Raw genomic sequence first — 23546 nt, 5'->3', positions numbered from 1 at the left:
ATGAACCTTTACCAACTGCACGACCGTACCGCCATCGTCACCGGCGGTTCGTCCGGCATCGGCCTGGCCTGCGTCGAGCTGCTGCTCGAAGCAGGTGCCCGCGTGGCCTTCTGCGGCCGCAACCAGGACCGCCTGCGCAGCGCCGAGGCCACCCTGCGCCAGCGCTTCCCTGAAGCACAACTGCTGGCCCAGGTGTGCGACGTGCTCGATGCCAAGGCCGTGCAAGCCTTCGCCGCCGCCAGCCAGGCCGCGCTGGGCCCGGCGCAGGTGCTGATCAACAATGCCGGGCAGGGCCGCGTGTCGACCTTCGCCGATACCAGCGACGCCGCCTGGACCGAAGAGCTGCAGCTGAAGTTCTTCTCGGTGATCAACCCCGTACGCGCCTTCAAACCCCAGCTGCAAGGCCAACCCGATGCTTCGATCGTCTGCGTCAACTCACTGCTGGCCAGCCAGCCCGAGCCGCACATGGTCGCCACCTCGGCGGCACGCGCCGGGCTGAAGAACCTGGTGCGCTCGATGGCCTTTGAGTTCGCCGAAGAAGGTATCCGGGTCAACGGCATCCTCATCGGCCTGGTCGAGTCCGGGCAGTGGCGTCGGCGCTTCGAGGCCCGTGACGAGCGTGCGCTGGACTGGGCGCAATGGACCGCCCAGCTGGCCCGCCGCAAGCAGATCCCGCTGGGCCGCCTGGGCCTGCCCAAGGAAGCCGCCCAAGCCATTCTGTTCCTCGCCTCACCGCTGTCGTCCTACACCACTGGCAGTCATATCGATGTTTCTGGAGGCTTGTCCCGCCATGCGTAACGAAAACACCGTCACCGTCGGTGCAGTGATCACCGCGTTCCTCGAACAGTGCGAGGTCAAGGCCGCCTTCGGCGTGATTTCGATCCACAACATGCCGATCCTCGATGCCTTTGCCGTACGCGGCAACATTCGCTTCATCATGGCCCGCGGCGAAGCCGGCGCCACCAACATGGCCGATGCCTACGCCCGCAGCGTCGGCGGCCTGGGCGTGTGCCTGACCTCTACCGGCACTGCCGCTGGCAATGCCGCCGGGGCCATGGTCGAAGCACTCACCGCCGGTACCCCCTTGCTGCATATCACCGGGCAGATCGAAACACCGTACCTGGATCAGGAGCTGGCCTACATCCACGAGGCCCGCGACCAGCTGACCATGCTCAAGGCCGTGTCCAAGGCGGCCTTCCGCGTGCGTAGCGTAGAGACCGCCCTGAGCACCCTGAAGCTGGCCGTGCAAACCGCACTCACTGCGCCCACCGGCCCGGTCAGCGTGGAGATCCCGATCGATATCCAGTCGGCATTGATCCCCATGCCTGGCGACCTGTCGCCGCTGCCCATCCCGGTCGCGGTACCGGCCCCGGAAGCCCTCGATCTGGTCGCCGAGCGCCTGGCCAGCGCCACCCGCCCGCTGCTCTGGCTCGGCGGGGGAGCCCGTCATGCCGGCGCGCAGGTCAAGCGCCTGCTGGACCTGGGCGTAGGCGTGATCACCTCGACCCAGGGCCGTGGCGTGGTCAATGAAGATGACGAACGCTGCCTGGGTGCCTTCTCGCAGAACAAACTGGTCGAAGGCTTCATGCAGACCTGCGACGCGCTGGTGGTGGCCGGCTCGCGGCTGCGCAGCAACGAGACCTTCAAGTACGCCCTGAAGCTGCCGCGCACCACCCTGCGCATCGATGCCAACCCGGCCATCGAAGGCCGCAGCTACCCAAGCGACCTGTTCATCTGCGGTGACGCCGCGCTGGCCCTGGAAGGCCTGGCCGACCGCCTGCAAGGCCGCTTGCGCATCGACCCGGCGTTCATGAGCGAACTCAAGGCAGTGCGGGCCGAATCGCGCCGACAGCTGGTGGCAGACCTGGGCCCGTATGCGGCCATGGTCGAGCAGTTGCAGGCGCAGACCGGCCGCAACTTCACCTGGGTACGCGACGTGACGCTGTCCAACAGCATCTGGGGCAATCGCCTGCTCAACCTGTACCACCCGCAGGCCGGCGTGCATGCCCTCGGTGGCGGCATCGGTCAGGGCCTGGCGATGGGCATCGGCGCAGCCATCGCTGCTGCCGAGACCGCGCCAGGGCGCAAGGTATTCGCCCTGGCCGGCGACGGCGGCTTCATCCTCAACCTGGGCGAGCTGGCAACCCTGGTGCAGGAAAACGCCAACGTCGTGATCCTGCTGATGAACGACCAGCGCTACGGGGTGATCCGCAACATCCAGGACGCCATCTACGGCGCCCGCCACGCCTACGTCGAGCTGCATACCCCGGACTACGCCAAGCTCGCCGAATCGCTCGGCCTCAAGCACGGCCTGGTGCGCGACCTCAAGGACTTCGGCACGGTGCTCGAAGGCGCACTGGGCAGCGACGGGCCGTTCCTGCTGGAAGTCGACATGCTCAGCGTCGGCCCGTTCGCCACCCGCTTCGCCGGCCCGCCCAACAGCGAAACCCGCTCGCAGAAAGCCACCGCCGCCTGAGGACCCGCCCATGCTGCATATCACCATGATCGGCTGTGGCGCCATCGGCGTGGCCGTGCTGGAACTGCTGGAGCATGACCGCCAGCTGCAGGTCGACGCGGTCATCGCCTCGCCCGGCTCCGAAGCGCTGGTGGCCGAGCGCCTGGCCCGCCTGCGCCGGCCGCCACAGGTGCTGACCACGCTGCCGACCGACGCGCGCCCTGATCTGCTGCTGGAATGCGCCGGGCACCGCGCTATCGAGCAGCACGTGCTGCCGGCGCTGGAGCGCGGTATCCCGTGCCTGGTGGTGTCGGTCGGCGCGATGTCGCAAGCGGGGCTGGTCGAGCGCCTGGAGCAAGCGGCGGCCCGCGGCGACACACGCATCGAGCTGCTACCCGGCGCCATCGGCGGCATCGATGCGCTGTCGGCAGCCAAGGTCGGCGGCCTTGACACCGTGGAGTACACCGGCCGCAAGCCGGCCCGGGCCTGGAAGGACACCCCGGCCGAGCAGGTCTGCGCCCTCGACAGCCTGGCCGAGGCCACGGTGATCTTCCAGGGCAGCGCCCGCGAGGCCGCCCGGCTGTACCCGAAGAACGCCAATGTCGCCGCCACCCTGTCGCTGGCCGGGCTCGGCCTTGACCATACCCGGGTCACCCTGGTCGCCGACCCGCACTGCCAAGAGAACGTTCACCAGGTCAAGGCCTTCGGCACCTTCGGCGGCTTTGAAATGAACCTGCATGGCAAGCCCTTGCAAGCCAACCCGAAAACCTCGGCACTGACCGTCTACAGCGTGGTCCGCGCCCTGGGCAACCATGCCCATGCCATTTCCATCTAGGGGAACGCCATGACACTGGAACAGACCTTACCCCTGTGCATCGCCGGCACCTGGCGCCTGGGCGGCGGTGCGCGCTACGCCACCTGCTACCCGGCCACGGGTGAACCGGTGGCCTGGCTCAACGCCGCCAGCCTGGACGACGTCGAAGCCGCCGTGCAGGGGGCACACCAGGCCTTCCTGCACAGCGGCTGGGCGCAGCGCAAACCCCATGAGCGCGCCACCGTGCTGTACCGTATCGCCGGGCTGATCCGCGAGCGCGCCGAAGAGCTGGCTCAGCTGCAACGCCAGGACAACGGCAAGCCGATCAACGAGACCCGCGCACTGGTGGCCAGCGCCGCCGGCACCTTCCAGTTCTTCGCCGCTGCCTGCGAAACCCTGGAAGAAACCATCACCCCGTCACGTGGCGACTTCGTCAGCATGAGCGTGTATGAACCGATGGGCGTGGTCGCGGCGATCACACCGTGGAATTCGCCGATCGCCAGCGAAGCGCAGAAGGTTGCCCCGGCCCTTGCCGCTGGCAATGCCGTGGTGATCAAGCCGGCGGAGATCACCCCGCTGCTGGCCCTGCAACTGGCACGCATCTGCGACGACGCAGGGCTGCCCAGAGGCCTGATCAGTGTGCTGCCGGGCAAGGGCTCGCTGCTCGGTGACGCCTTGACCCGCCACCCATTGGTCAAGCGCGTGTCGTTCACGGGCGGTACCAGCACCGGCAAGCACATCGCCCATATTGCCGCCGACAAGATGATGCCGGTATCGCTGGAGCTGGGCGGCAAATCGCCGACCATCGTGCTCGACGACGCCGACCTCGACCACGCCGTGGCGGGCGTGCTGTACGGCATCTTCAGTTCCTCGGGCGAGGCCTGTATCGCCGGCTCGCGGCTGTTCGTCGCCCGGGCCTTGTACGAGCCGTTCATGGCCCGCCTGACCGCCGCCGCCGCACAACTGCGCCTGGGCGACCCGGCCGACGAACGCACGCAGATGGGCCCGCTGATCAGCGCCGCGCACCGTGAGTCGGTGGAGCGCTACGTGGCCTTGGGCCTGGCCGAAGGCGGCCGCCTGCGCCTGGGTGGCCAGCGCCCGAGCGGCGGGCTGTTCGACCAGGGCTTCTTCTACCCGCCGACCATCCTCGAAGGTTTGGGCAACCAGCAGCAGGTGTGCCAGGAAGAGATCTTCGGCCCGGTGCTGGTGGCCATGCCCTTCGACGATGAAGCAACGCTGATCGAGCAGGCCAACGACAGCCTCTACGCCCTGGCTGCGGGGATCTGGAGCCGTGACTACAAACGCGCCTGGGCACTGGGGCGCAAGCTCCAGGCCGGCACGGTGTGGATCAACACCTACAAGCAATTCTCCATCTCGACCCCGTTCGGCGGCTGGCGCGACAGCGGCCTGGGCCGCGAAAAGGGCCGCCTGGGCATCCTGCAGTACATGGAACAGAAAAGCCTCTACTGGGGCATGAACGAACAGCCGCTGGCCTGGGCCGGCATGGAGGCAGGGCAATGAGCGTACTGGGCATCGACGAAGTCACCTATGGCGTGGAGGACCTGGCCACCAGCGTGCGCTTCTTCAGCGACTGGGGCCTCACCCAAGTCAGCAGTGCCGACGACGAAGTCGTCTTCGAAACCCTCAACGGCTGCCGCGTGGTCCTGGCCGCCATCGACAAGCCCGGCCTGCCGCCGGCCATCGAGCCCGGTTCGACCGTGCGCGAAGTGGTCTGGGGCGTGGAAAGCCAGGCCGACCTTGCGCTGTACAGCCAGCGCATTGCCAACGACCCAGGCTTCGTCGAGGGCAACGGCCGCATCGGCTGCACCGACCCCAATGGCCTGGCGATCCGCCTGCAGGTCACCCGCAAGCGCGCGCTGCAGCTCGAATGCAGCGGCCACAACACCTGGCAGACCAAGGGCCGCATCAACAAGCCGGCCCCGGTGTACGAGCGCGCCACACCCATCGAAGTCGGCCACGTGGTGTTCTTCGTCACCGACGTCAACGCCTGCGAGGCGTTCTACCACGAGCGCTTCGGCTTCCAGGCCTCGGACCGCTACCCCAACCGCGGCGCCTTCCTGCGCACTGCCGAAGAAGGCGGCCATCACGACCTGTTCATGCTGCAGCTGCCGGCCCCGCGCGCTGGCCTCAACCACGTGGCCTTCACCGTGCGCGACCTGCACGAAGTGTTCGGCGGCGGCATGCACATCTCGCGCTGCGGCTGGGACACCGAGATCGGCCCAGGCCGCCACCCGGTGTCGTCGGCGTTCTTCTGGTACTTCAGGAACCCGGCCGGCGCGCTGGTGGAGTACTACGCCGACGAAGATCAGCTGACCGGCGACTGGCAGCCCCGTGAATTCGAACCCGGGCCGACCGTGTTCGCCGAGTGGGCGATCGCCGGGGGCATCGACGGCAACACCCGGCGCCAGCAGCACGCACAAGCGCCGCAAGGCAAATTCCTCACCGACAAACCGAAGAACAACTGAGGGCCACCCCATGAGCAACACCGAGGTCTACCTGCAGCCCCACCAGGCACGCAAACGCCCCAACACGCCATTCGAGGACCTGCTCGGCGATTCCATCGAGCGCGCCTACGGCAACGGTGTGAGTCAGCTGGGTGAATTGCTCGCCCACCTCAACCTGGCCGGCCCGCCCTGCCCGCTGACCAGCGGCGAGTGGACCGAAGACGCTTTCAAGACCCTGATGGCACGGCTGGGCGAATGACCCGCGGGAGATAGAACAAGATGAACATGCATGTAACCGTCGATCCTGTTGAACAGCACTTGGCAAATGGCCTCAAGGACCTGTGGTTCCCGGTATTGCCGTCGGAACTGCTGACTGACCGGCCGCTGTCGATCCGCCGCCTGGGCTACAAGATCGCCCTGTGGCGCGACAACGATGGCCGCGTCCACGCCCTTGAGGACCACTGCCCGCACCGTGGCGCGCCGCTGTCCCAGGGGCCGGTACTGGGCGACCGCCTGCAGTGCCCGTACCACGGCGTCGAAGTACGCTGCGACGGCACCGTCACCAAGGTGCCCGGCAGCCCGGGCTGCAAGCTCGAGGGCAGCCGCCCGACGCGGATGTTCCATACCCGCGAGGTGGCCGGCGCGATCTTCCTGTTCAACGCCACCGAGCCGCACCTGGACACCCCGCCCGAGCTGGTGCTGCCCGAACAATTGACTTCGCCCGAGTGGAGCAGCTTCCTTTGCTACACCGAGTGGAAAGGCGACTACCGCTATGTGCTCGACAACGTCATGGACCCGATGCACGGCACCTACCTGCACAAGATGTCGCACTCGATGAGCGAGGGCGAGGCCACCGCCAGGTTCGTCACCCGCGATACCGAGCAAGGGTTCTTCTTCGAGAAGGAAGGCCAGCGCGGCGTGAACTTCGACTGGACCGAATTTCTCGACAACGGCTGCCACTGGCTGCGCCTGGAAATTCCCTACCCAAAGACTGGCGGCCCAGGCGGCAACTTCACCATCATTGGCAGCTATACCCCGAGCAGCCGCGCCTTGGCAGCGGTATTCCACTGGCGCGCCCGACCGCTGACCGGCTGGCAGCGCGACACGTGGCGCTTCCTCTACAAGAACCGCCTGGAGGCACGACACTGGGCGGTGCTGGAACAGGACCGCGTGCTGCTGGAGTTCATGGAAGCGGACGCCAACCAGCGCGAGAACCTTTACCAGCACGACCTCGGCGTGGTGCGCCTGCGCCGCTACCTGAAAGCCAAGGCCAAGGAACAACTGGCCCTGATCGAAGCCAAACAACTGCCGTGAGGTGAGCGATGTCCAACGCATCCACAGTCAGCGCGCTGGTGCATACCCTGCGCCATGAAGCCGACGGCATCATCAGCGTCGAACTGCGGCCTTGGGGCGACACCGTGTTTGCCCCGTTCGAAGCCGGCGCGCACATCGACCTGCACCTGCCCAACGGCCTGGTGCGCAGCTATTCGCTGCTCAACTCGCCCAGTGACCAGGGCCGCTACGTGGTCGGCATCCTGCGCGACCGCGCCAGCCGCGGCGGCTCGCGCTACGTCCATGAGCAGTTGCGGGTGGGTACGCAGCTGACCATCTCGCAGCCACGCAACCATTTTGCCCTCGACACCCGCGCCAGCCACAGCGTGCTGGTAGCCGGCGGCATCGGCATCACGCCGATCTACTGTATGTTCCGGCAGTTGCTGGCACTGGGGCGCTCGGCCGAGCTGGTCTACTGCGCCCGTTCACGGCGCGAGGCGGCCTTGCTGGAGCCATTGGCGGAGCTGGGGGCGAAGGTGGTGTACCACTTCAACGACGAGAAAGGCGGTTTGCCGGACCTGGCGCATTACCTGGCGGGGCGGTCGGCGGACACGCACTTCTATTGCTGCGGGCCGACGCCGATGCTCGATGCCTTCGAGGCAGTGTGCGAGCAATTGGGGTATCAGCATGCGCATATCGAGCGCTTCACCGCCGTGGAGGTGACGGCGGCTGAGGATGCCCTGGACCGCTACAGCGTCGAGTTGAGCAAGAGTGGCAAGACCCTCGAAGTCGAACCGGGGCTCAACCTGCTGGACGTGCTGCTCGAAGCCGGTTGCGATATCGACCATAGCTGCCGTGAAGGCGTGTGCGGCTCCTGCGAGACGCGTGTGCTGGAAGGCGATATCGACCACCGCGACGGCGTGCTGAGCAAGGCCGAGCGCGCGGCCAATGGGTCGATGATGGTGTGTGTGTCGGGCTGCAAGAGCCGGCGCCTGGTGCTCGACCTCTGAGTCGCCTGTGCCGGCCTCTTCGCGGGTAAACCCGCTCCCACAGGATCTCCACAGGTCCTGAATACTGCGCCGTACCTGTGGGAGCGGGTTCACCCGCGAAGGGGCCAGCCCAGGCTATTACGAAACCAAAACAATAAAACCACCCCCGGTTTTCGCTATTCGCCAGCTACCCCTCAAAAAACACCCCTTCAAGGCGGTGAGGGCCCGCTGCTGCCCGCGAAAACTGCCTCAACCTTGCAGGGCATAGCATGAACAGATACCTGATCACCCTCGGTCTGCTCGTCTCCAGTAGCACCACCCTGGCCGCCGAGCCCGGCCCGGCGGCCCCCGACCAGCCGCCCGGTACCCGCAAGCCTTTCCCACATGTCGCCTGGCGCAGCGACGACGACCAGAGCAGCCTGGACATAGGCGGCGCCCTGCGGGTCAACTACCGCGACGAGCACTGGGACACCACCGAGAACAACGGTCGGTTCCTCTTCGACACTTTCCGCCTGGACCTCCAGGCGCGCCATCGCCAGCTGTTCGCCGACGTCGGCTACTGGTTCCAGGATGACGGCAAGCGCGCCATCGACCGCGGCTTCGTCGGCTACCGCATCGACGAGCAATCCAGCCTGCAACTGGGTGCGCCGTTCAAGCCGTTCGGCCTGGAGCCGTATCCGCAGTTCGGCTGGAGCTATCATATCCCGTTCTTCATGGGCTACGGCGTCAGCGCAGGCACGGGCCTCAAGTACAGCTACAAGGACAGTGGCTGGGACCTGCAACTGGGCTACTTCCCGCGCATGCTGCCCACCGGCATCCGCTATTCACCGGAGGTCGGCCGTTTCAGCGACCTGGACGACAACGCCGTGGCCTTCACCCAGTCGCGCCAGGACAACGAAAAGCGCAACCAGGTCAATGCCCGGGTCGCCCGCACTTTCAGCGGCGAAGGCTGGAAGACCGAAATTGGCGCCTCGCTGGCCAGCGCCGAGTTGTACAACGCCACCACCCATGACGATGGCGACTACTGGGCGGCAGGCATGCATGCCTTGGTCAACCGTGGCAACTGGACGATCACTGGCCAGGCCATCCGCTATGAATACGATCCACGGAACCCTGCGGGTGTCAGCGACGATGCGGTACTGATGGGTGGCAACGGCCTGACCCCGGCTTACCTGATCGCGTCGAAGGCGACCATCACGGCACTCAACGTCGGTTATGACGTGTTCACGCCGGGCCTCGGCCAGTTGAAGAAGGTCAAGCTGTATACCGACTACAGCCGGATGATGAAGGACAAGCGCGGCTGGGATGACTCGCAGATGTTCACTGTGGGTGTGCAGTTCCTGGCGATGCCGATCATGGCCTGGGTCGACCTGACCTGGGCGCGCAATGCCAACCCGTTCGGTGGGGCGGAGAATGGCACGGGCTGGACCAGTACCAGCTCGGTGGGGAGCAATGACTGGTATTACCGGACCAATATCAATATCGGTTATTACTTCTGAGCCCGATGTTGTCTGTACCGGCGGGAGGGCCGGTACAGACAACCCGCGCAAAGGGCTTTACCATAGCTGGCCCATCGTAGCTGAACCCCGAACATGTCCTCCGACTACAAGATCGTGCTCTGGCGCCTGGAGCAGGACGCCCACGGCTACCCGCCGGCCTCGGTCGAAGGCCTGTGGGCAAAACGCACCGCCACGGGCTACCAGGTCGACAGTCTGCCTTTCTATGCCTACGGCATTGCTCCCGGGGATATCATCAGCACCTGCGAAGATGGCGAGCAGTCTTGGTTCGAAACCTTGCAGCGAAGCGGCGGTGCTTCGGTGTTGCGCATCCGGGTGAAGGCAGCCGCAGATGTCGAACAGGTGCGCATGGCACTCGAAGAGTTCGGCTGCCCTTGCTACGCCGAGCCGGCCGTGCGGATGCTGGCCGTTGAAGTGCCACCAACGCGAGCCCTCGACACCCTTCTCTATTACCTGCTGACCCAGCGCGAAGCCGGCACCCTGGACTTCGAGGAAGGCGTGTTGCGCCACGCCATCCCCGAAGAGCTGCGCTAGGCCTTACGCCTCGGCCAGCCGCGCCGCCGGCTTGCGGAACACGAACAGCAGGCCGACCACGATCAGCCCCATGCCCAGCAGGCTCAGCGGCGCCAGGCGGTTGCCGAAGATCATGAAGTCCATCACGGCGGTCACGGCCGGCACCAGGTAGAACAGGCTGGTGACGTTGACCAGGTTACCCTTGGCGATCAGCCGGTACAGCAGCAGGGTCGCCAGCAGCGACACCACCAGCCCCATCCACAGCAGCGCCCCGACAAAACCACCGGTCCACTCGACGTGCAGCGGTTGCAGCGGCGCGAACACCGCGCACAGGGCAAAACCGGCGAGGTACTGCAACGGCAGTGTGCCCATCGGGTTGTCGGTGATGCGCTTTTGCAGGATCGAGCCAAAGGTCATGCTGGCCAGTGCCAGCAGGGCGAACAGCATGCCGAGCAGCGACACCCCGCCCAGGTTGATGCCCTGATAGACCACCATGACCAGACCAGCAAGCCCCAGGCCCAGGCCGAACAGGCGACTCCAGGAGCGCTGGCGCTCCATCAGTACCACTGTGAGGATCGGTTGTACTCCCATTACCGTGGCCATCACGCCAGGGGTGACGTGGGTGTTGAGCGCCAGCAGGTAGAAGATCTGGTAGGCGCCGAGCAGTACGCAGCCGGTGCCGAAGGCACGCAGGATCGCCCCCCGTGTTCGTGGCCAGCGCAGGCCGAGCAACGAGCCGATCAGCAGCAGGCCGGTCAAGGCCAGCGCCGAGCGCAGCAACAGGAAGGCGAAGGGGCTGGCATGGGCCAGGCCAAGCTTGGAAACGATCGCGCCGCTGCTCCAGAGCAGGACGAACAGGCTGGTGGTGGCCGCCGAGGCCACGGATGCTTTGTTGAAGACAGACATGTATTGCCACCTGATATAAGGCGAATAAGCCAGACGGCGGGCGTTGACTTCAGCGAGGGAAGGTGCCGACCGTGTTCAGTAGGTTGCGGGTACGAAGGGGAGCGGCCAGAAGCCGATCAGCCCAGTACGACCACGCAAGGAGGCGGAGCTACGCCGCCTACGACGCCACTGACAGGTGGTGGGTAGTGACTGATCATGACCGGCTGCTGGCTGCCACGCACGACCATGCCCGCGACTGGCGCGCTGGCAAAGCATGTGGTGGAAGGGATGGCTGGCATGATCGGGTCTTCAGGGAAGAGAATTGTTTCGAAATATAGCGGTGAATTCAGGCATGGGCAATAGCCTGTTCCGGCCTCTTCGCGGGCATGCCCGCTCCCACAGTATCTGAAACTTGTGGGAGCGGGCGCACCCGCGAAGAGGCCGGCCCTGCTATCAGAACAACCAGCGGTACAGGAAGTAAGCCACCACCACCGCCAGCACCGGACGCAGGATGCGATAGGCCTTGGGATTGGCGCGCTTGAACTGCTTCATGCGGCTGCTGATCCTGTTGCTGAAGCGCTTGCTCCAGGCATAGGCCTGGTTGATCCCGCCCACGCGCTCGTCATCGGTGTTCTGCGGCGCCGTGGCGCGGCCGAGGAAAGCACTGACCTTACGGTTGATGCGCGTCATCAGCGGGCTGCTCAGCGGGCGCTCGATGTCGCAGAACAGGATCACCCGGGTCACATCGGTTTCGTTCTTGACCCAGTGCACATACGTCTCGTCGAACATCACGTCTTCACCGTCACGCCAAGCGTATTGCTCACCATCGACGTAGATGCGGCAGGCGTCGGAGTTGGGGGTCGACAGGCCCAGGTGGTAGCGCAGGGAGCCGGCAAACGGGTCGCGATGCGGGTTCAGGTGGCTGCCACCGGGCAGCAGGGCGAACATCGCACCCTTGACGTTGGGAATGCTGCTGACCAGCTCGACGGTTTTCGGGCATAGGGCTTCGGCAGACGGCAGCGGCTTGTCGTACCACTTCAGGTAGAAGCGCTTCCAGCCCTTTTTGAAGAACGAACCGAAGCCGGCGTCGTTGTCCTTCTCGGCGGCACGGATGTACCCCTCGTCGAACAGGCGCATGGCCTCCTCGCGGATCACCTGCCAGTTGTCCTTGAGCACATCCAGCTCCGGGAAACGCTGGCGGTCCAGGTAGGGCTTGGACGGCACCCCGGAGAACAGGTACATCAAGCTGTTATAAGGTGCGAACAGCGCCGAATGGTTAACGAACTGGCGCAGTACCGGCAGGCGTGCCTTGCCGCGCAGGTGCACGTAGAGCACGCTGCCGAAGAACACCAGCAGCACACCTGCCTTGGCGAGGAAGGAAAAGGTCATGCAACACTCCTTGGAGTGGGAGCAGGCCAGCGCTGCCAGCTCCCAGAAAAATCATCCGGCCATCATAAACCCATCCCGCCCGGGTAAAAACAACCCGGGCGGAATCTCACTCATGAAGATTTTGCAATGAACCAGGCCGCCGAATGTTGCGCCGGATCAGCGGCCGGCCGATTACTGCTGGTTTTCCTGCTCGCTGAACAGGTCGCTGAACAGCATGCTGGACAGGTAGCGCTCGCCCGAGTCGGGCAGGATTACGACGATGGTCTTACCTTGCATCTCCGGTTTTTCAGCCAGACGCACCGCGGCTGCCATCGCCGCGCCACAGGAAATACCGCAGAGGATGCCCTCTTCCTGCATCAGGCGGATGGCCATGGCCTTGGCCTCTTCGTCGGTCACGGTCTCGACCTGGTCGACAATCGACAGGTCGAGGTTTTTCGGCACGAAACCGGCGCCGATGCCCTGGATCTTGTGCGGGCTGGGCTTGAGCTCTTCACCGGCCAGGGTCTGGCTGATCAGCGGCGAAGCCAGCGGCTCGACCGCCACGGACAGGATCGACTTGCCCTGGGTGTGCTTGATGTAGCGCGACACACCGGTAATGGTGCCACCGGTACCCACGCCGGCAACCAGCACATCGACTGCGCCGTCGGTGTCGTTCCAGATCTCCGGCCCGGTGGTCTTTTCGTGGATCGCCGGGTTGGCCGGGTTGTCGAACTGGCCCGGCAGGAAGTACCCGGCAGGGTCGGACGCCACGATTTCGTTGGCCTTCTCGATAGCGCCCTTCATGCCCTTGGCCGGCTCGGTCAGCACCAGCTCTGCACCCAGCGCCTTGAGCACCTTGCGGCGCTCCAGGCTCATCGAGGCTGGCATGGTCAGGATCAGTTTGTAGCCACGGGCGGCGGCGACGAACGCCAGGCCGATACCGGTGTTGCCTGAAGTCGGCTCGACGATGGTCATGCCCGGCTTGAGTTTGCCACTGCTCTCGGCATCCCAGACCATGTTCGCGCCGATCCGGCATTTCACCGAATAGCCCGGGTTGCGCCCTTCGATCTTGGCCAGGATCGTCACCCCACGCGGGGCGATGCGGTTGATCTGTACCAATGGCGTGTTGCCGATGGAATGGGCGTTGTCTGCGTAGATACGGCTCATGGCAGGGTCCTTGACATGAAAAGAGCAGGGAAAGACCTCAAGGGTAAGCCTGCCCCGCCACCCCGTAAAGCCCGTTCGAACCAAGCCAGGCGCGGCGTGGTCAACCGCTCGACCGGCTTTGGAGAACCCTGCGATGAAAGCTCGCTATCGCTGGCCGTTGATCGGCCTGGCCAGCCTGGTCGTGCTACTGGTGGCACTGCATGTTGCCCTGCCGTACCTGGTGCGCGACTACCTGAACGACAAACTGGCCGACATGGGCGAATACCGTGGCCAGATCACCGATGTCGACCTGGCCTGGTGGCGCGGCGCCTATCAGATCAACGGCCTGAAAATCGTCAAGACCAGCGGCAAGGTGCCGGTTCCGTTCCTGGAGGCACCGTTGATCGACCTGTCGGTGAGCTGGCATTCGCTGATCTACGACAAGGCCGTGGTGGCCAAGGTGGCGTTCGCCCGCCCCGTACTCAACTTCGTCGACGGCGGCAACAAACAGGCCTCGCAGACGGGCCAGGGCACCGATTGGCGCCAGCAGCTGGACAAGCTGTTGCCGATCACCCTGAACGAGGTGCACGTCGAAAACGGTACCTTGACCTTTCGCAATTTCAACTCCAGGCCACGGGTCGACCTCAAAGCCACGCAACTGAACGCCGATATCCGCAACCTGACCAATGTGCGCGACGAAAAAGGCCGACGCGACGCCAGTTTTGACGGGACTGCGCTGATAGCCGGGGACGCCAAGGTGGAAAGCCGCGCCACCTTCGACCCGTTCAGCGACTTCGATGATTTCGAGTTCCGCTTGCGCGCCACCGGCATCGAATTGCGCCGGCTCAATGACTTCGCCAGCGCCTACGGCAAGTTCGATTTCAATGCCGGGCACGGGGATGTGGTGATCGAGGCCCAGGCCGAGAATGGCAGGCTCAATGGCTATATCAAGCCGCTGCTGCGCGATGTCGATGTATTCGACTGGCAGCAGGACGTGGAGGAAAAGGACAAAGGGTTCTTCCGCTCGGTCTGGGAAGCGGTGGTAGGTGCCACCGAGACCGTGCTGAAGAACCAGCCGAAAAACCAGTTCGCCACCCGCGTCGAGCTCAGCGGCAGTGTGCACCAGCAGAACATCAGTGGTTTCGAGGCGTTCTTGCAGATACTGCGCAACGGCTTCATCGAGGCGTTCAATGCACGCTATGAACAACCAGCGCCCAAGTCTGACTGAAGCTTCGTGACGAGCCATTCAGGGACTGAATACCCAGTCTGCGTTTCCACCTGCCTGGGGCCGCGTTATAGTCGTTGGCAAACGATAGGCACTCTGCAGAGGACAGACCCATGAAGTTCGAAGGCACCCGCGACTACGTCGCCACAGACGACCTGAAACTGGCGGTGAACGCGGCCATCACCCTCGAACGCCCGCTGCTGGTCAAGGGCGAGCCGGGCACCGGCAAGACCATGCTCGCCGAGCAGCTGGCAGCCTCGTTCGGTGCACGCCTGATCACCTGGCACATCAAGTCCACCACCAAGGCCCACCAAGGCCTCTACGAGTACGACGCGGTCAGCCGCCTGCGCGACTCGCAGCTGGGTGTGGACAAAGTCCACGACGTGCGCAACTACCTGAAGAAAGGCAAGCTGTGGGAAGCCTTCGAGGCCGACGAGCGGGTGATCCTGCTGATCGACGAGATCGACAAGGCCGACATCGAGTTCCCCAATGACCTGCTGCAGGAACTCGACAAGATGGAGTTCTACGTCTACGAAATCGACGAGACCATCAAGGCCAGGCAGCGCCCGATCATCATCATCACCTCCAACAACGAAAAGGAGCTGCCCGACGCCTTCCTGCGCCGCTGCTTCTTCCACTACATCGCCTTCCCTGACCGCAGCACCCTGCAGCAGATCGTCGACGTGCACTACCCGAACATCAGCCAGTCGCTGGTCAGCGAGGCACTGGACGTGTTCTTCGACGTACGCAAGGTGCCGGGCCTGAAGAAAAAGCCCTCCACTTCCGAACTGGTGGACTGGCTCAAGCTGCTGATGGCCGACAATATCGGCGAAGCCGTGCTGCGCGAACGTGACCCGACCAAGGCCATCCCGCCGCTGGCCGGCGCCCTGGTAAAGAACGAGCAGGACGTGCAACTGCTCGAGCGCCTGGCCTTCATGAGCCGGCGCGGCAACCGCTGACAGGAGCCGGGCCATGTTGCTCAACCTGTTCAATGAAATGCGTGCGGCCAAGGTGCCGGTTTCGGTGCGCGAACTGCTCGACCTGCACCACGCCCTGCAAAAAGGCGTGGTGTTCGCCGACATGGACGCCTTCTACTACCTGGCCCGGGCCATCCTGGTGAAGGACGAGCGCCACTTCGACAAGTTCGACCGTGCGTTCGCCGCCTACTTCAAGGGCCTGGAAAACCTCGACCGGCACATCGAGGCGCTGATCCCCGATGAATGGCTGCGCAAGGAATTCGAGCGCTCGCTGACCGACGAGGAACGCGCGCAGATCCAGTCGCTGGGCGGCCTGGACAAACTCATCGAAGAATTCAAGAAGCGCCTCGAAGAGCAGAAGGAACGCCACGCCGGTGGCAACAAATGGATCGGCACCGGTGGCACCAGCCCGTTCGGCTCGGGCGGGTTCAACCCAGAAGGCATCCGCATCGGCGAGGCTGGCAAGCGCCAGGGCAAGGCGGTCAAGGTCTGGGACCAGCGCGAGTACAAGAACCTCGACGACCAGGTCGAGCTGGGCACGCGCAACATCAAGCTGGCCCTGCGCCGCCTGCGCAAGTTCGCCCGTGAAGGCGCCGCCGAAGAACTCGACATCGACGGCACCATCGACCACACCGCGCGTGACGCCGGGCTGCTGAACATCCAGATGCGCCCGGAACGGCGCAACACGGTAAAACTGCTGTTGCTGTTCGACATCGGCGGTTCGATGGACGCCCACATCAAGGTTTGCGAAGAACTGTTCTCGGCCTGCAAGACCGAGTTCAAGCACCTGGAGTACTACTACTTCCATAACTTCGTGTACGAGTCGGTATGGAAGAACAACCTGCGCCGCACCTCGGAGCGCTTCTCCACCTTCGACCTGCTGCACAAGTACGGCGACGACTACAAGGTGGTGTTCGTCGGCGATGCGGCCATGGCGCCGTACGAGATCACCCAGCCGGGGGGCAGCGTCGAGCACTGGAACGAAGAAGCCGGGTATATCTGGATGCAGCGCTTCATGGAGAAATTCCGGAAGATCATCTGGATCAACCCGTATCCCAAGCAGGCCTGGGACTACACCGCATCGACCCACCTGGTGCGGGACTTGATCGAGGACAAGATGTATCCGCTGACCTTGCAGGGGTTGGAGGACGGGATGCGTTACCTGTCCAAATAGCTAATGCCCTGGGGGCTGCAGAGCAGCCCCAAAATCTCAAAGCCAACGCCTACCAAAAGCCTGCTGCTCCCGCCAGGCCTCTTCCTGCACGACGGCCCTGAACCGCACCATCGCGCCCGGCATGCACTGCGCCAGCTGGGCCAACGCCAACGGCGTCAACGCCCCGAGCCGCGGATACCCGCCAATGGTCTGCCGGTCATTGAGCAACACGATCGGCTGCCCATCCGGTGGCACCTGCACCGCCCCCAGCGGAATCCCTTCGGAAATCATCGGTGCCCCCTGGTAGACCAGCTCAGGCCCCAACAGGCGTATGCCCATGCGGTCGGCGCGGCTGTCCAGCGTCCAGTCACGGTTGAACGCTGCAAACAGACTGGTGCCGCTGAAGTCCCCGATCTGCGCGCCCATTACCAAATCGAGTATCGGCTTGGCCGCATAGCTCGGGCACAGGGCTGCCGGGACTTCACGCAACACCGGCGAGTCTCCGGCAAAGGAGAGTACCTGCCCTTTCCCCAGCGCCGCCCCTCGCCCATCGATCCCCCCCAGTTCCTCGCGCACGACCGTGGCACAGCTGCCCAGCACATCCTCGCCGAGGAACCCGCCCGGGGCGGCCAGATAAGCCCGTACACCTTGCTTCGGCTGCTTCAGGGTCAAGCGCTGCCCTTTGGCCAATACAAAGCTGCGCCATGGCAGCAGTGGCTGATCATCCACCCGTGCATCCAGGTCAGCGCCGGCCAGCGCCAGCACGCAGTCCTGCTCGGCCACCAAGGTAAAACCACCCAGCGCCACCTCGACCACTGGCGCCCCCAGCGGGTTGCCCAGCAGCCAGTTGGCCCAGTGCATCGCCACCCAATCCAGCGCACCGCCCTGGGTCACGCCCAAGTGCCGTACGCCAAAACGCCCGGCGTCCTGCAATTGGCACAGGGCAGTACTGGCCTCGATCTTCAACTGCTTCATCCTTGCGCCTCCACATCGCCGCCCAGGGCCAGGAACTCGTCACGCGACACCGCCACGAAGCGAACCCGATCGCCCGGTTGCAGCAGGCTATAGCCCTCACGTTCGCGGTCGAACAGGCGCACCGGCGTGCGCCCGATCAGGTTCCAGCCACCCGGCGACACTGCGGGGTAAGCCGCCGTCTGGCGTTCGGCAATGCCCACGCTGCCCGCCGCCACGCGCTTGCGCGGGGTGCTCAGCCGCGGGCTGGCCAGGCGTTCGTCGACCAGCCCCATGAAGCCGAAGCCGGGGGCGAAGCCGAGGGCAAATACCGGGTACTCGCGTTCGCTGTGCAGGCGGATCACCTCGGCTTCGCTCAGCCCGCTGCGCGCCGCCAGCACGGGCAGCTCCGGGCCTACGCTGGCGTCGTACCACACCGGGATTTCATGGTGCCGGCCACCACTGCCAGGGTCCGGCTGCAGCCCGTCCAGCGCCTGGCTGATCAGCGCCCGCGCTTCACGCGGCGGTAGATCGGACTGCACCATCAGCGTGGTGTAGGACGGCACCAGATCCACCAGGTGAGTGCCGAACGCCGCGCTCAGGCGCTGGCTGGCGGCAAGCATCCACGGCATGTTGGCTTCATCGATACGGTCGAACAGACGCACCATCAGGCTGTCGATGGCCACGACTTCGATACGCAGCTTCATCGCGCCTCCAGCGCATCGAGGGCCTGACGGATCTGCCGCACGGCTGCTACCGAACTGTCATTGTCACCATGCACGCAGAGGGTGCTGGCCGACAGTTTCAGCGCACTGCCGTCCGCCGCCACCAGCGCTTCGCCGCGGGCCAGGCGCAAGGCCTGCTCGACCACCAGTGCCGGATCATGGTGCACCGCGCCGGGCAGGCGCCGCGAGACCAGGTGGCCACTGGCGGTGTAGGCGCGGTCGGCGAAGGCTTCGAACCACAGCGGCACACCGACTTCATCGCCCAGCGCCTGGGCCGCGCGGTTGTCGGCGGTGGCCATGAGCATCAGCGGCAGGCCGCTGCCATAGGCCTCCACGGCCTCCAGCACGGTGCGCAGCGTGTGCGGGTCGGCCATCATGTCGTTGTACAGCGCACCGTGGGGCTTCACATAGGCCACGCGGCCGCCGAGCACCTTGCAGATGCCGTCCAGGGCACCGATCTGATAATGCAGCAGGTCGCGGATTTCTTCCGGGCTGCAGGCCATGGAGCGGCGGCCAAAGCCGACCAGGTCCGGATAGGCCGGGTGCGCGCCGATGGTCACGCCGTGCTCCAGCGCCATGGCCACGGTGCGGCGCATGATGCCTGGGTCGCCGGCATGGTAGCCGCAGGCGATGTTGGCACAGTCGATATAGGGCATCACCTCGGCATCCAGGCCCATGTGCCAGCTGCCGTAACTTTCGCCCATGTCGCAATTGAGTAGCAGGGGTTTCACCTGACGTGCTCCCGTGTCGATGTTCATAGGCCTACCTTAGCGCGCCTGGAGTTGTTTGCCGCGGGTTTCCGGCAGGCTCAGCGCCGCTACGATCACCACACCATAAGACACCGCAGAGAACACGCCGATACCCAGGCCCAATGGGATCTTTTCGCCGAGCAAGCCGATCAGCAGCGGGAACAGTGCAGCGATGACCTTGCCGACGTTGTAGCAGAAGCCCTGCCCCGAGCCACGTACCCGAGTCGGGAACAGTTCGGTCAGAAACGCGCCCATGCCGCTGAAGATACCCGAAGCAAAGAAGCCCAACGGGAACCCGAGCCACAGCATCACGCCGTCACTGACCGGCATCTGCGTATACAGCAGCACGATGATGAACGAGCCCACCGCGAACAGGATGAAATTCTTCTTGCGCCCCAGCAGGTCAGACAGATAGGCGCTGACCACATAGCCGATGTAGGACCCGACAATCACCATCGCCAGGTAGCCGCCCGTGCCCAGCACGCTAAGGCCGCGCTCGCTCTTGAGGAACGTCGGCAGCCACGAGGTGATGGCGTAGTAGCCACCCAACGCGCCGGTGGTCAGCAGCGAGGCGCGCACGGTGGTCCAGAGCATGCCGGGGGCGAAGATCTCGTAGAAATGCGCGGGCGCCTCGGCCTTTTCCTCGGCCTTGGCCTGGCGATAGACCTCCGGGTCCTTGACCAGGCGACGGACGAAGATCACGAAGATCGCCGGCACCAGCCCCAGCAGGAACAGCGCACGCCAGGCCTGTTCGGCCGGCAGCCAGGAGAACAGCAGCGCATACAGGATCGCCGTCAGCCCCCAGCCCAGGGCCCAGCCCGACTGCACCATGCCCACCGCCTTGCCACGGTCCTGCGCCCGGATCACCTCACCGATCAGCACGGCACCGGCGGTCCACTCGCCGCCGAAACCGAAGCCCATCAACGTGCGGGCGATCAGCAGCTGGTTGTAGTTCTGGGCAAAGCCGCAGAGGAAGGTGAAAAAGGCGAACCACAGCACCGTCAATTGCAAGGTGCGCACGCGGCCAATGCGGTCGGAAAGAATGCCAGCGACCCAGCCACCGATGGCCGAGGCAATCAGCGTGCTGGTGTGGATCAGCCCGGCTTCGGCAGTGCTGATGCCCCACAGCATGATCAGGGTCGGGATGACGAAACTGAGCATCTGGGTGTCCATGCCGTCCAGGCCATAGCCGATCTTGCAGCTCCAGAATGTGCGCCGCTGCTGGGAGTCGATGTCGCGGTACCAGGCGAACGGCCCGGTCGAAGGGGGGGATTGCACCTGCTGCTGCACGCCGCTTGGGTTCATGCTTGCCTCGGCTTGTTGGTATTGTTTTATGGGCGACGTCGGGCGTCGCGGCCTGGGCGTCATGTTCAGAGGCCGTGCTGCCTGAGTCCAACGAGAAAAACCGCCGGTCTGGAACAAGAAAAACTGATCATGAACCTTCGCTTCCTCGAAACCTTCGTCTGGGTCGCTCGGCTCAAGAGCTTCCGCCTGACCGCAGAGAAGCTGTTCACCACCCAGGCCTCGGTCTCCAGCCGCATCGCCGCCCTGGAGGCCGACCTTGGCGTGAAGCTGCTGTTGCGCGACTCCCGCGGTGTCAGCCTGACGCCGGAAGGCAGCAAAGTACTGGAGTACGCCGAGCGCATGCTCGACACGGCCAAGGCGATGAAGCAGTCGCTCGACAGCGATCGGGCCAAGGTCGGGCACATTCGCATCGGGGTGATGGACACGGTGATCCACACCTGGATGAGCGCGCTGGTGGCAGAGCTGACCGAGCGCTACCCGCAGGTGGAGATCGAGCTGGTCGCCGACACCGCGCTGAACCTGCGCGAGCAACTGCAGAAGGGCTTTCTCGACGTGATCGTGCAGACCGACCTGCTGCGCGAGCAGTCGATCCGTAGCCAGGACCTGGCGCGCTACCCGATGGGTTGGGTGGTGGCGGCCGGCTCCGTGTACCACCGCGACTTCGCCTCGCTGGCCGAGCTGGGGCGCGAGCGGATTGTGACCTTCTCCAGGAACTCACGGCCGCACCAGGAGGTGCTCAGCCTGCTGCACAATGCCGGAGCCGAGACGCCGCGGTTGAACTGCGTGAACTCGGTAGCGGCGATTACCCGGTTGCTGCGTGACGGGTTCGGCATTGGCGCCTTGCCACCGGCGCTGGTGGATGCCGAATTGAGCCGGGGTGAGCTGGTGCTGCTGGAGGGTTTGCAGCCACCGCCGAGCCTTGAGCTGGTGGTGGCCTGGCAGACCGGGGTGGCATTGGTCGATGAGGTGGTCGGCGTGTGCCGGCAGGTGCTGGAGCGCTATGCGCGGGATGTGGGTGGGCAGCGGATTGTGCTGCTTTCGTAGGTGTTCGCCGTTAGATTGTCTGCGCCTGGGAGATCGAGCGCCGCCCGCGCGGCGCTCGATCTCCCAGGCGCTGCAAGGCTCAAGACGAACAATCAGCGCCAGCTCTCTTTCACCGCCCCGCGTCGGCCGCCCAGGATCACCCAGCCAATCCCCAGCAACAGGCTCTCGACCACGAAGGCCAGCACAAACCCGGCCCCGACGCCCCAGCCGATCGCCTCGGGCACCAGCAGAATCTGGTAGCTGTAGCCCTTGAGCGTTTCTTCGCGTAATTGCGCATCCGGCTGCACCAGCACATGCCAGGTACGGCTCACCCAAGAGCCTTGCAGCGCCTGCCACTCGTCTTCCAGTAGCTGGTTGCGAATCAGCAGGCTTTCGATGCTGTTGGCATCACTGAGGAACACCGGGTCGTCACTGGTCCGGTAATGCCGTATCAGCGCCTGCAGGTCACCATTGAAGAAACGCTCGGCAGTCTGCTTGAAGCCATCCAGTGCCTGGCGCGATTCGAACAGGTGTGCCTCGGCCCGCTGGCTGTAGTCCTTGACCAGCCCAGGCACCTGGATACCGGCCAGCAGGCCGAACGTGAACAGCAGCAACCGCAGGTAACTTCTGAACATGCAGCGTCCTTAGCTCTGGCCTTGCGAAACGCATTCGCCGTGCCGCCACAGGCCCCATTGGCCGGGCTCGTAGCGCCGCCAGGTCTCGTTCTCGGTCAAGGCCTCGGTGGCAATAACCGTAACCACGTCATTGGGTGTGGTTTCGGTGTGAAAATCGACGATCAGGTCGACATCCTTCAAACGAGCGGCGCCAAAAGGCGCACGCCGGGTAATGTGCACCAGCTTGGTCGAACAGAAACAGAACAACCAGTCGCCGTCGCTGAGCAGGCAGTTGAACACGCCCTTGCCACGGTACTCGGCACAGGCTTCGACCAGCACCGGCAGCAGCTGTTCCACTTCGACCGGCTCGGGGAACGCCGCGCGAATGCGGTTGAGCAAGTCGCAGAAAGCCGCCTCGCTGTCCGTGTCGCCCACCGGGCGATAGAAGGTCGCTTCGCCCTTGAAGTCGCCAAGCTGGCCGTTGTGCGCGAAGCACCAGTTGCGGCCCCACATTTCACGCACGAACGGGTGCGTGTTGGACAGGCACACCCGGCCGACATTGGCCTGGCGGATATGGCCGATCACCACTTCGCTCTTGATCGGGTAGCGCTGCACCAGGTTGGCCACCTCCGATTCACTGCTCGCGGCCGGGTCCTGGAACAGACGCAGGCCGCGCCCTTCGTAGAAGCCGATGCCCCAGCCATCGCGGTGCGGGCCGGTACGCCCGCCGCGCTGCATGAGCCCGGTGAAGCTGAAGACGATGTCGGTGGGGACGTTGGCACTCATGCCCAAAAGTTCGCACATGATGATGGCTCCGCTTACAGGCGTGGCTCGACCCGGCCGCGGCCGCCGACCGGTGCGGCGGGAGGCGGGGCATCGCGGTAGCGATCACTGCGCTCGGCGGCCATGGGCGCCGCCGCGATGACCGCGTTGTCCTCGGCCGCGCGGCGCTGGGCGGCGGCTTCGGTCTGCGCACGGCGCTCGCGGGCGCGTTTTTCCAGCGGCCAGCGGATCAGCACGAAGACAATGTACAAGGCAAAAGCGATCATGCCGTACATGGCGAAATCGGAAATCGCCCGCCAGGCGTTGTTGCCGACCTTGAACGCAAGGTCCAGGGTGGTAATGGCAATTGCCGGGGCGAAGCTGTCCTTGACCGGGTCGACGATGGTCGGGGTCAGCAGCAGCACCGCCAGGATCACCCGCAGCGGTTCACGCAGCCAGCGCCACATCCAGCCGGTGAGTTTGAAGCCCACCAGCAGGCAACCCAGGGCGGCGACAGCATAGAGGCCCCAGGCGAAGGTGTAGTCGTTCTCGATCATGGTGTTCGTGCAAGCCAGGCAAAGAGATGCCTATGATAAACACTTTTCAGGGCGCAGACAGCGTCTCCCTGTCCCGGCCAA

25 protein-coding genes are annotated in these 23546 nt (G+C 64.8%); 14 read left to right on the top strand and 11 right to left on the bottom strand.

The genetic code is table 11. The annotated features are described in order from the left end of the window. The 10 genes from ACQKPS_RS18230 (at position 1) to ACQKPS_RS18185 (ending at position 10046) form a co-directional block, all read left to right on the top strand. Entirely contained in the window at positions 1 to 798 is a 798-nt protein-coding gene (locus ACQKPS_RS18230; protein WP_427605265.1) for an SDR family oxidoreductase, read from the top strand. Continuing rightward, entirely contained in the window at positions 791 to 2476 is a 1686-nt protein-coding gene (locus tag ACQKPS_RS18225; protein WP_254483964.1) for a thiamine pyrophosphate-binding protein, read from the top strand. Before ACQKPS_RS18230 ends, ACQKPS_RS18225 begins: the two co-directional genes overlap by 8 nt. 10 nt (positions 2477 to 2486) lie before the next feature. Further along, entirely contained in the window at positions 2487 to 3290 is an 804-nt protein-coding gene (locus ACQKPS_RS18220) for an aspartate dehydrogenase (protein ID WP_427605263.1), read from the top strand. Positions 3291 to 3299: 9 nt separating this feature from the next. Beyond that, entirely contained in the window at positions 3300 to 4790 is a 1491-nt protein-coding gene (locus ACQKPS_RS18215; protein ID WP_427605261.1) for an aldehyde dehydrogenase, read from the top strand. After that, a complete protein-coding gene (locus ACQKPS_RS18210; RefSeq protein ID WP_427605259.1) occupies positions 4787 to 5755 on the top strand; it encodes a VOC family protein in 969 nt (322 codons plus the stop codon). Before ACQKPS_RS18215 ends, ACQKPS_RS18210 begins: the two co-directional genes overlap by 4 nt. Before the next feature lie 10 nt (positions 5756 to 5765). Further along, positions 5766 to 5993, top strand: a complete 228-nt coding sequence (locus ACQKPS_RS18205) for a recombinase-like helix-turn-helix domain-containing protein (RefSeq protein ID WP_054885725.1) — start codon at positions 5766 to 5768, stop codon at positions 5991 to 5993. Between the two features lie 20 nt (positions 5994 to 6013). Beyond that, a complete protein-coding gene (locus tag ACQKPS_RS18200; RefSeq protein ID WP_283723666.1) occupies positions 6014 to 7048 on the top strand; it encodes an aromatic ring-hydroxylating oxygenase subunit alpha in 1035 nt (344 codons plus the stop codon). A gap of 8 nt (positions 7049 to 7056) precedes the next feature. Then, the gene (locus ACQKPS_RS18195) at positions 7057 to 8016 is read left to right on the top strand and encodes a PDR/VanB family oxidoreductase (protein WP_427605256.1); all 960 of its coding nucleotides are present in this window, start codon (positions 7057 to 7059) and stop codon (positions 8014 to 8016) included. 248 nt (positions 8017 to 8264) lie between these two features. After that, the gene (locus tag ACQKPS_RS18190; protein WP_283723664.1) at positions 8265 to 9494 is read left to right on the top strand and encodes a hypothetical protein; all 1230 of its coding nucleotides are present in this window, start codon (positions 8265 to 8267) and stop codon (positions 9492 to 9494) included. Between the two features lie 93 nt (positions 9495 to 9587). After that, positions 9588 to 10046, top strand: coding sequence for a DUF4265 domain-containing protein (locus ACQKPS_RS18185; RefSeq protein ID WP_427605254.1), 459 nt, complete (start codon positions 9588 to 9590; stop codon positions 10044 to 10046). A gap of 3 nt (positions 10047 to 10049) precedes the next feature. Here the strand turns inward: ACQKPS_RS18185 and ACQKPS_RS18180 are convergent, their stop codons facing one another. From ACQKPS_RS18180 to cysK, 4 genes are all read right to left on the bottom strand, one after another. Beyond that, complete coding sequence (locus ACQKPS_RS18180) at positions 10050 to 10931, bottom strand: DMT family transporter (protein WP_427605252.1); 882 nt, start codon at positions 10929 to 10931, stop codon at positions 10050 to 10052. A gap of 116 nt (positions 10932 to 11047) precedes the next feature. After that, positions 11048 to 11209 (bottom strand): hypothetical protein, encoded by a 162-nt coding sequence (locus ACQKPS_RS18175; protein WP_254483939.1) that lies wholly within the window; start codon positions 11207 to 11209, stop codon positions 11048 to 11050. A gap of 154 nt (positions 11210 to 11363) precedes the next feature. Next, positions 11364 to 12299 carry an aspartyl/asparaginyl beta-hydroxylase domain-containing protein gene (locus ACQKPS_RS18170; protein WP_283723661.1) on the bottom strand — a complete coding sequence of 312 codons (936 nt, stop codon included), beginning with the start codon at positions 12297 to 12299 and terminating at the stop codon, positions 11364 to 11366. Between the two features lie 171 nt (positions 12300 to 12470). Then, on the bottom strand, positions 12471 to 13445 hold the full coding sequence (cysK, locus tag ACQKPS_RS18165) for a cysteine synthase A (protein WP_254483935.1): 975 nt from the start codon (positions 13443 to 13445) through the stop codon (positions 12471 to 12473). Between the two features lie 133 nt (positions 13446 to 13578). Here cysK and ACQKPS_RS18160 point away from each other — a divergent pair, with 133 nt between their 5' ends. The 3 genes from ACQKPS_RS18160 to ACQKPS_RS18150 all read left to right on the top strand — a co-directional run bounded on the left by ACQKPS_RS18160 (position 13579) and on the right by ACQKPS_RS18150 (position 16800). Continuing rightward, positions 13579 to 14652, top strand: coding sequence for a DUF748 domain-containing protein (locus ACQKPS_RS18160; protein WP_283723660.1), 1074 nt, complete (start codon positions 13579 to 13581; stop codon positions 14650 to 14652). A 110-nt stretch (positions 14653 to 14762) separates the two neighbouring features. After that, entirely contained in the window at positions 14763 to 15608 is an 846-nt protein-coding gene (locus ACQKPS_RS18155) for an AAA family ATPase (protein WP_060510353.1), read from the top strand. Positions 15609 to 15621: 13 nt separating this feature from the next. Continuing rightward, positions 15622 to 16800 carry a vWA domain-containing protein gene (locus ACQKPS_RS18150; protein WP_427605248.1) on the top strand — a complete coding sequence of 393 codons (1179 nt, stop codon included), beginning with the start codon at positions 15622 to 15624 and terminating at the stop codon, positions 16798 to 16800. Between the two features lie 36 nt (positions 16801 to 16836). Here ACQKPS_RS18150 and ACQKPS_RS18145 read toward each other — a convergent pair whose 3' ends face one another. Genes ACQKPS_RS18145 through ACQKPS_RS18130 form a run of 4 tightly spaced genes read right to left on the bottom strand, consistent with a single transcriptional unit; the run spans position 16837 to position 20509 of the window. Continuing rightward, positions 16837 to 17754, bottom strand: a complete 918-nt coding sequence (locus tag ACQKPS_RS18145; protein ID WP_283723659.1) for a biotin-dependent carboxyltransferase family protein — start codon at positions 17752 to 17754, stop codon at positions 16837 to 16839. Then, positions 17751 to 18437: a 5-oxoprolinase subunit PxpB gene (pxpB, locus tag ACQKPS_RS18140; protein ID WP_254483921.1), complete on the bottom strand. Its 687-nt coding sequence runs from the start codon at positions 18435 to 18437 to the stop codon at positions 17751 to 17753. Before pxpB ends, ACQKPS_RS18145 begins: the two co-directional genes overlap by 4 nt. Continuing rightward, the gene (locus ACQKPS_RS18135) at positions 18434 to 19213 is read right to left on the bottom strand and encodes a 5-oxoprolinase subunit PxpA (protein WP_427605246.1); all 780 of its coding nucleotides are present in this window, start codon (positions 19211 to 19213) and stop codon (positions 18434 to 18436) included. Before ACQKPS_RS18135 ends, pxpB begins: the two co-directional genes overlap by 4 nt. Before the next feature lie 9 nt (positions 19214 to 19222). Continuing rightward, on the bottom strand, positions 19223 to 20509 hold the full coding sequence (locus ACQKPS_RS18130; protein WP_427605244.1) for an MFS transporter: 1287 nt from the start codon (positions 20507 to 20509) through the stop codon (positions 19223 to 19225). Positions 20510 to 20638: 129 nt separating this feature from the next. Here ACQKPS_RS18130 and ACQKPS_RS18125 point away from each other — a divergent pair, with 129 nt between their 5' ends. Then, positions 20639 to 21553: a LysR family transcriptional regulator gene (locus tag ACQKPS_RS18125; RefSeq protein WP_427605242.1), complete on the top strand. Its 915-nt coding sequence runs from the start codon at positions 20639 to 20641 to the stop codon at positions 21551 to 21553. A 92-nt stretch (positions 21554 to 21645) separates the two neighbouring features. Here ACQKPS_RS18125 and ACQKPS_RS18120 read toward each other — a convergent pair whose 3' ends face one another. Genes ACQKPS_RS18120 through ACQKPS_RS18110 form a run of 3 tightly spaced genes read right to left on the bottom strand, consistent with a single transcriptional unit; the run spans position 21646 to position 23465 of the window. Continuing rightward, a complete protein-coding gene (locus ACQKPS_RS18120) occupies positions 21646 to 22167 on the bottom strand; it encodes a DUF2937 family protein (RefSeq protein ID WP_254483915.1) in 522 nt (173 codons plus the stop codon). Between the two features lie 9 nt (positions 22168 to 22176). Further along, positions 22177 to 22950, bottom strand: a complete 774-nt coding sequence (locus ACQKPS_RS18115) for a class II glutamine amidotransferase (RefSeq protein WP_254483911.1) — start codon at positions 22948 to 22950, stop codon at positions 22177 to 22179. 14 nt (positions 22951 to 22964) lie between these two features. Then, positions 22965 to 23465, bottom strand: a complete 501-nt coding sequence (locus ACQKPS_RS18110; protein ID WP_427605240.1) for an MFS transporter — start codon at positions 23463 to 23465, stop codon at positions 22965 to 22967. Positions 23466 to 23546: the final 81 nt, after the last annotated feature.

Source organism: Pseudomonas sp. NPDC086566 (assembly GCF_050280885.1).
GTDB classification, from domain to species: domain Bacteria; phylum Pseudomonadota; class Gammaproteobacteria; order Pseudomonadales; family Pseudomonadaceae; genus Aquipseudomonas; species Aquipseudomonas vlassakiae.
The sequence above is the reverse complement of the archived record's forward strand: the minus strand, read 5'-3'. Positions and strand labels throughout refer to the sequence as shown.

Bases quoted from the DNA above. Each gene is read 5' to 3' on its own strand.
- pxpB (WP_254483921.1), bottom strand. From the start codon at position 18,437: ATGAAGCTGCGTATCGAAGTCGTGGCCATCGACAGCCTGATGGTGCGT.
- ACQKPS_RS18230 (WP_427605265.1), top strand. From the start codon at position 1: ATGAACCTTTACCAACTGCACGACCGTACCGCCATCGTCACCGGCGGT.
- ACQKPS_RS18170 (WP_283723661.1), bottom strand. From the start codon at position 12,299: ATGACCTTTTCCTTCCTCGCCAAGGCAGGTGTGCTGCTGGTGTTCTTC.
- ACQKPS_RS18225 (WP_254483964.1), top strand. From the start codon at position 791: ATGCGTAACGAAAACACCGTCACCGTCGGTGCAGTGATCACCGCGTTC.
- ACQKPS_RS18125 (WP_427605242.1), top strand. From the start codon at position 20,639: ATGAACCTTCGCTTCCTCGAAACCTTCGTCTGGGTCGCTCGGCTCAAG.
- cysK (WP_254483935.1), bottom strand. From the start codon at position 13,445: ATGAGCCGTATCTACGCAGACAACGCCCATTCCATCGGCAACACGCCA.
- ACQKPS_RS18135 (WP_427605246.1), bottom strand. From the start codon at position 19,213: ATGAACATCGACACGGGAGCACGTCAGGTGAAACCCCTGCTACTCAAT.
- ACQKPS_RS18215 (WP_427605261.1), top strand. From the start codon at position 3,300: ATGACACTGGAACAGACCTTACCCCTGTGCATCGCCGGCACCTGGCGC.
- ACQKPS_RS18115 (WP_254483911.1), bottom strand. From the start codon at position 22,950: ATGTGCGAACTTTTGGGCATGAGTGCCAACGTCCCCACCGACATCGTC.
- ACQKPS_RS18155 (WP_060510353.1), top strand. From the start codon at position 14,763: ATGAAGTTCGAAGGCACCCGCGACTACGTCGCCACAGACGACCTGAAA.
- ACQKPS_RS18180 (WP_427605252.1), bottom strand. From the start codon at position 10,931: ATGTCTGTCTTCAACAAAGCATCCGTGGCCTCGGCGGCCACCACCAGC.
- ACQKPS_RS18160 (WP_283723660.1), top strand. From the start codon at position 13,579: ATGAAAGCTCGCTATCGCTGGCCGTTGATCGGCCTGGCCAGCCTGGTC.
- ACQKPS_RS18110 (WP_427605240.1), bottom strand. From the start codon at position 23,465: ATGATCGAGAACGACTACACCTTCGCCTGGGGCCTCTATGCTGTCGCC.
- ACQKPS_RS18145 (WP_283723659.1), bottom strand. From the start codon at position 17,754: ATGAAGCAGTTGAAGATCGAGGCCAGTACTGCCCTGTGCCAATTGCAG.
- ACQKPS_RS18220 (WP_427605263.1), top strand. From the start codon at position 2,487: ATGCTGCATATCACCATGATCGGCTGTGGCGCCATCGGCGTGGCCGTG.
- ACQKPS_RS18200 (WP_283723666.1), top strand. From the start codon at position 6,014: ATGAACATGCATGTAACCGTCGATCCTGTTGAACAGCACTTGGCAAAT.
- ACQKPS_RS18195 (WP_427605256.1), top strand. From the start codon at position 7,057: ATGTCCAACGCATCCACAGTCAGCGCGCTGGTGCATACCCTGCGCCAT.
- ACQKPS_RS18210 (WP_427605259.1), top strand. From the start codon at position 4,787: ATGAGCGTACTGGGCATCGACGAAGTCACCTATGGCGTGGAGGACCTG.
- ACQKPS_RS18175 (WP_254483939.1), bottom strand. From the start codon at position 11,209: ATGCCAGCCATCCCTTCCACCACATGCTTTGCCAGCGCGCCAGTCGCG.
- ACQKPS_RS18150 (WP_427605248.1), top strand. From the start codon at position 15,622: ATGTTGCTCAACCTGTTCAATGAAATGCGTGCGGCCAAGGTGCCGGTT.
- ACQKPS_RS18190 (WP_283723664.1), top strand. From the start codon at position 8,265: ATGAACAGATACCTGATCACCCTCGGTCTGCTCGTCTCCAGTAGCACC.
- ACQKPS_RS18205 (WP_054885725.1), top strand. From the start codon at position 5,766: ATGAGCAACACCGAGGTCTACCTGCAGCCCCACCAGGCACGCAAACGC.
- ACQKPS_RS18130 (WP_427605244.1), bottom strand. From the start codon at position 20,509: ATGAACCCAAGCGGCGTGCAGCAGCAGGTGCAATCCCCCCCTTCGACC.
- ACQKPS_RS18120 (WP_254483915.1), bottom strand. From the start codon at position 22,167: ATGTTCAGAAGTTACCTGCGGTTGCTGCTGTTCACGTTCGGCCTGCTG.
- ACQKPS_RS18185 (WP_427605254.1), top strand. From the start codon at position 9,588: ATGTCCTCCGACTACAAGATCGTGCTCTGGCGCCTGGAGCAGGACGCC.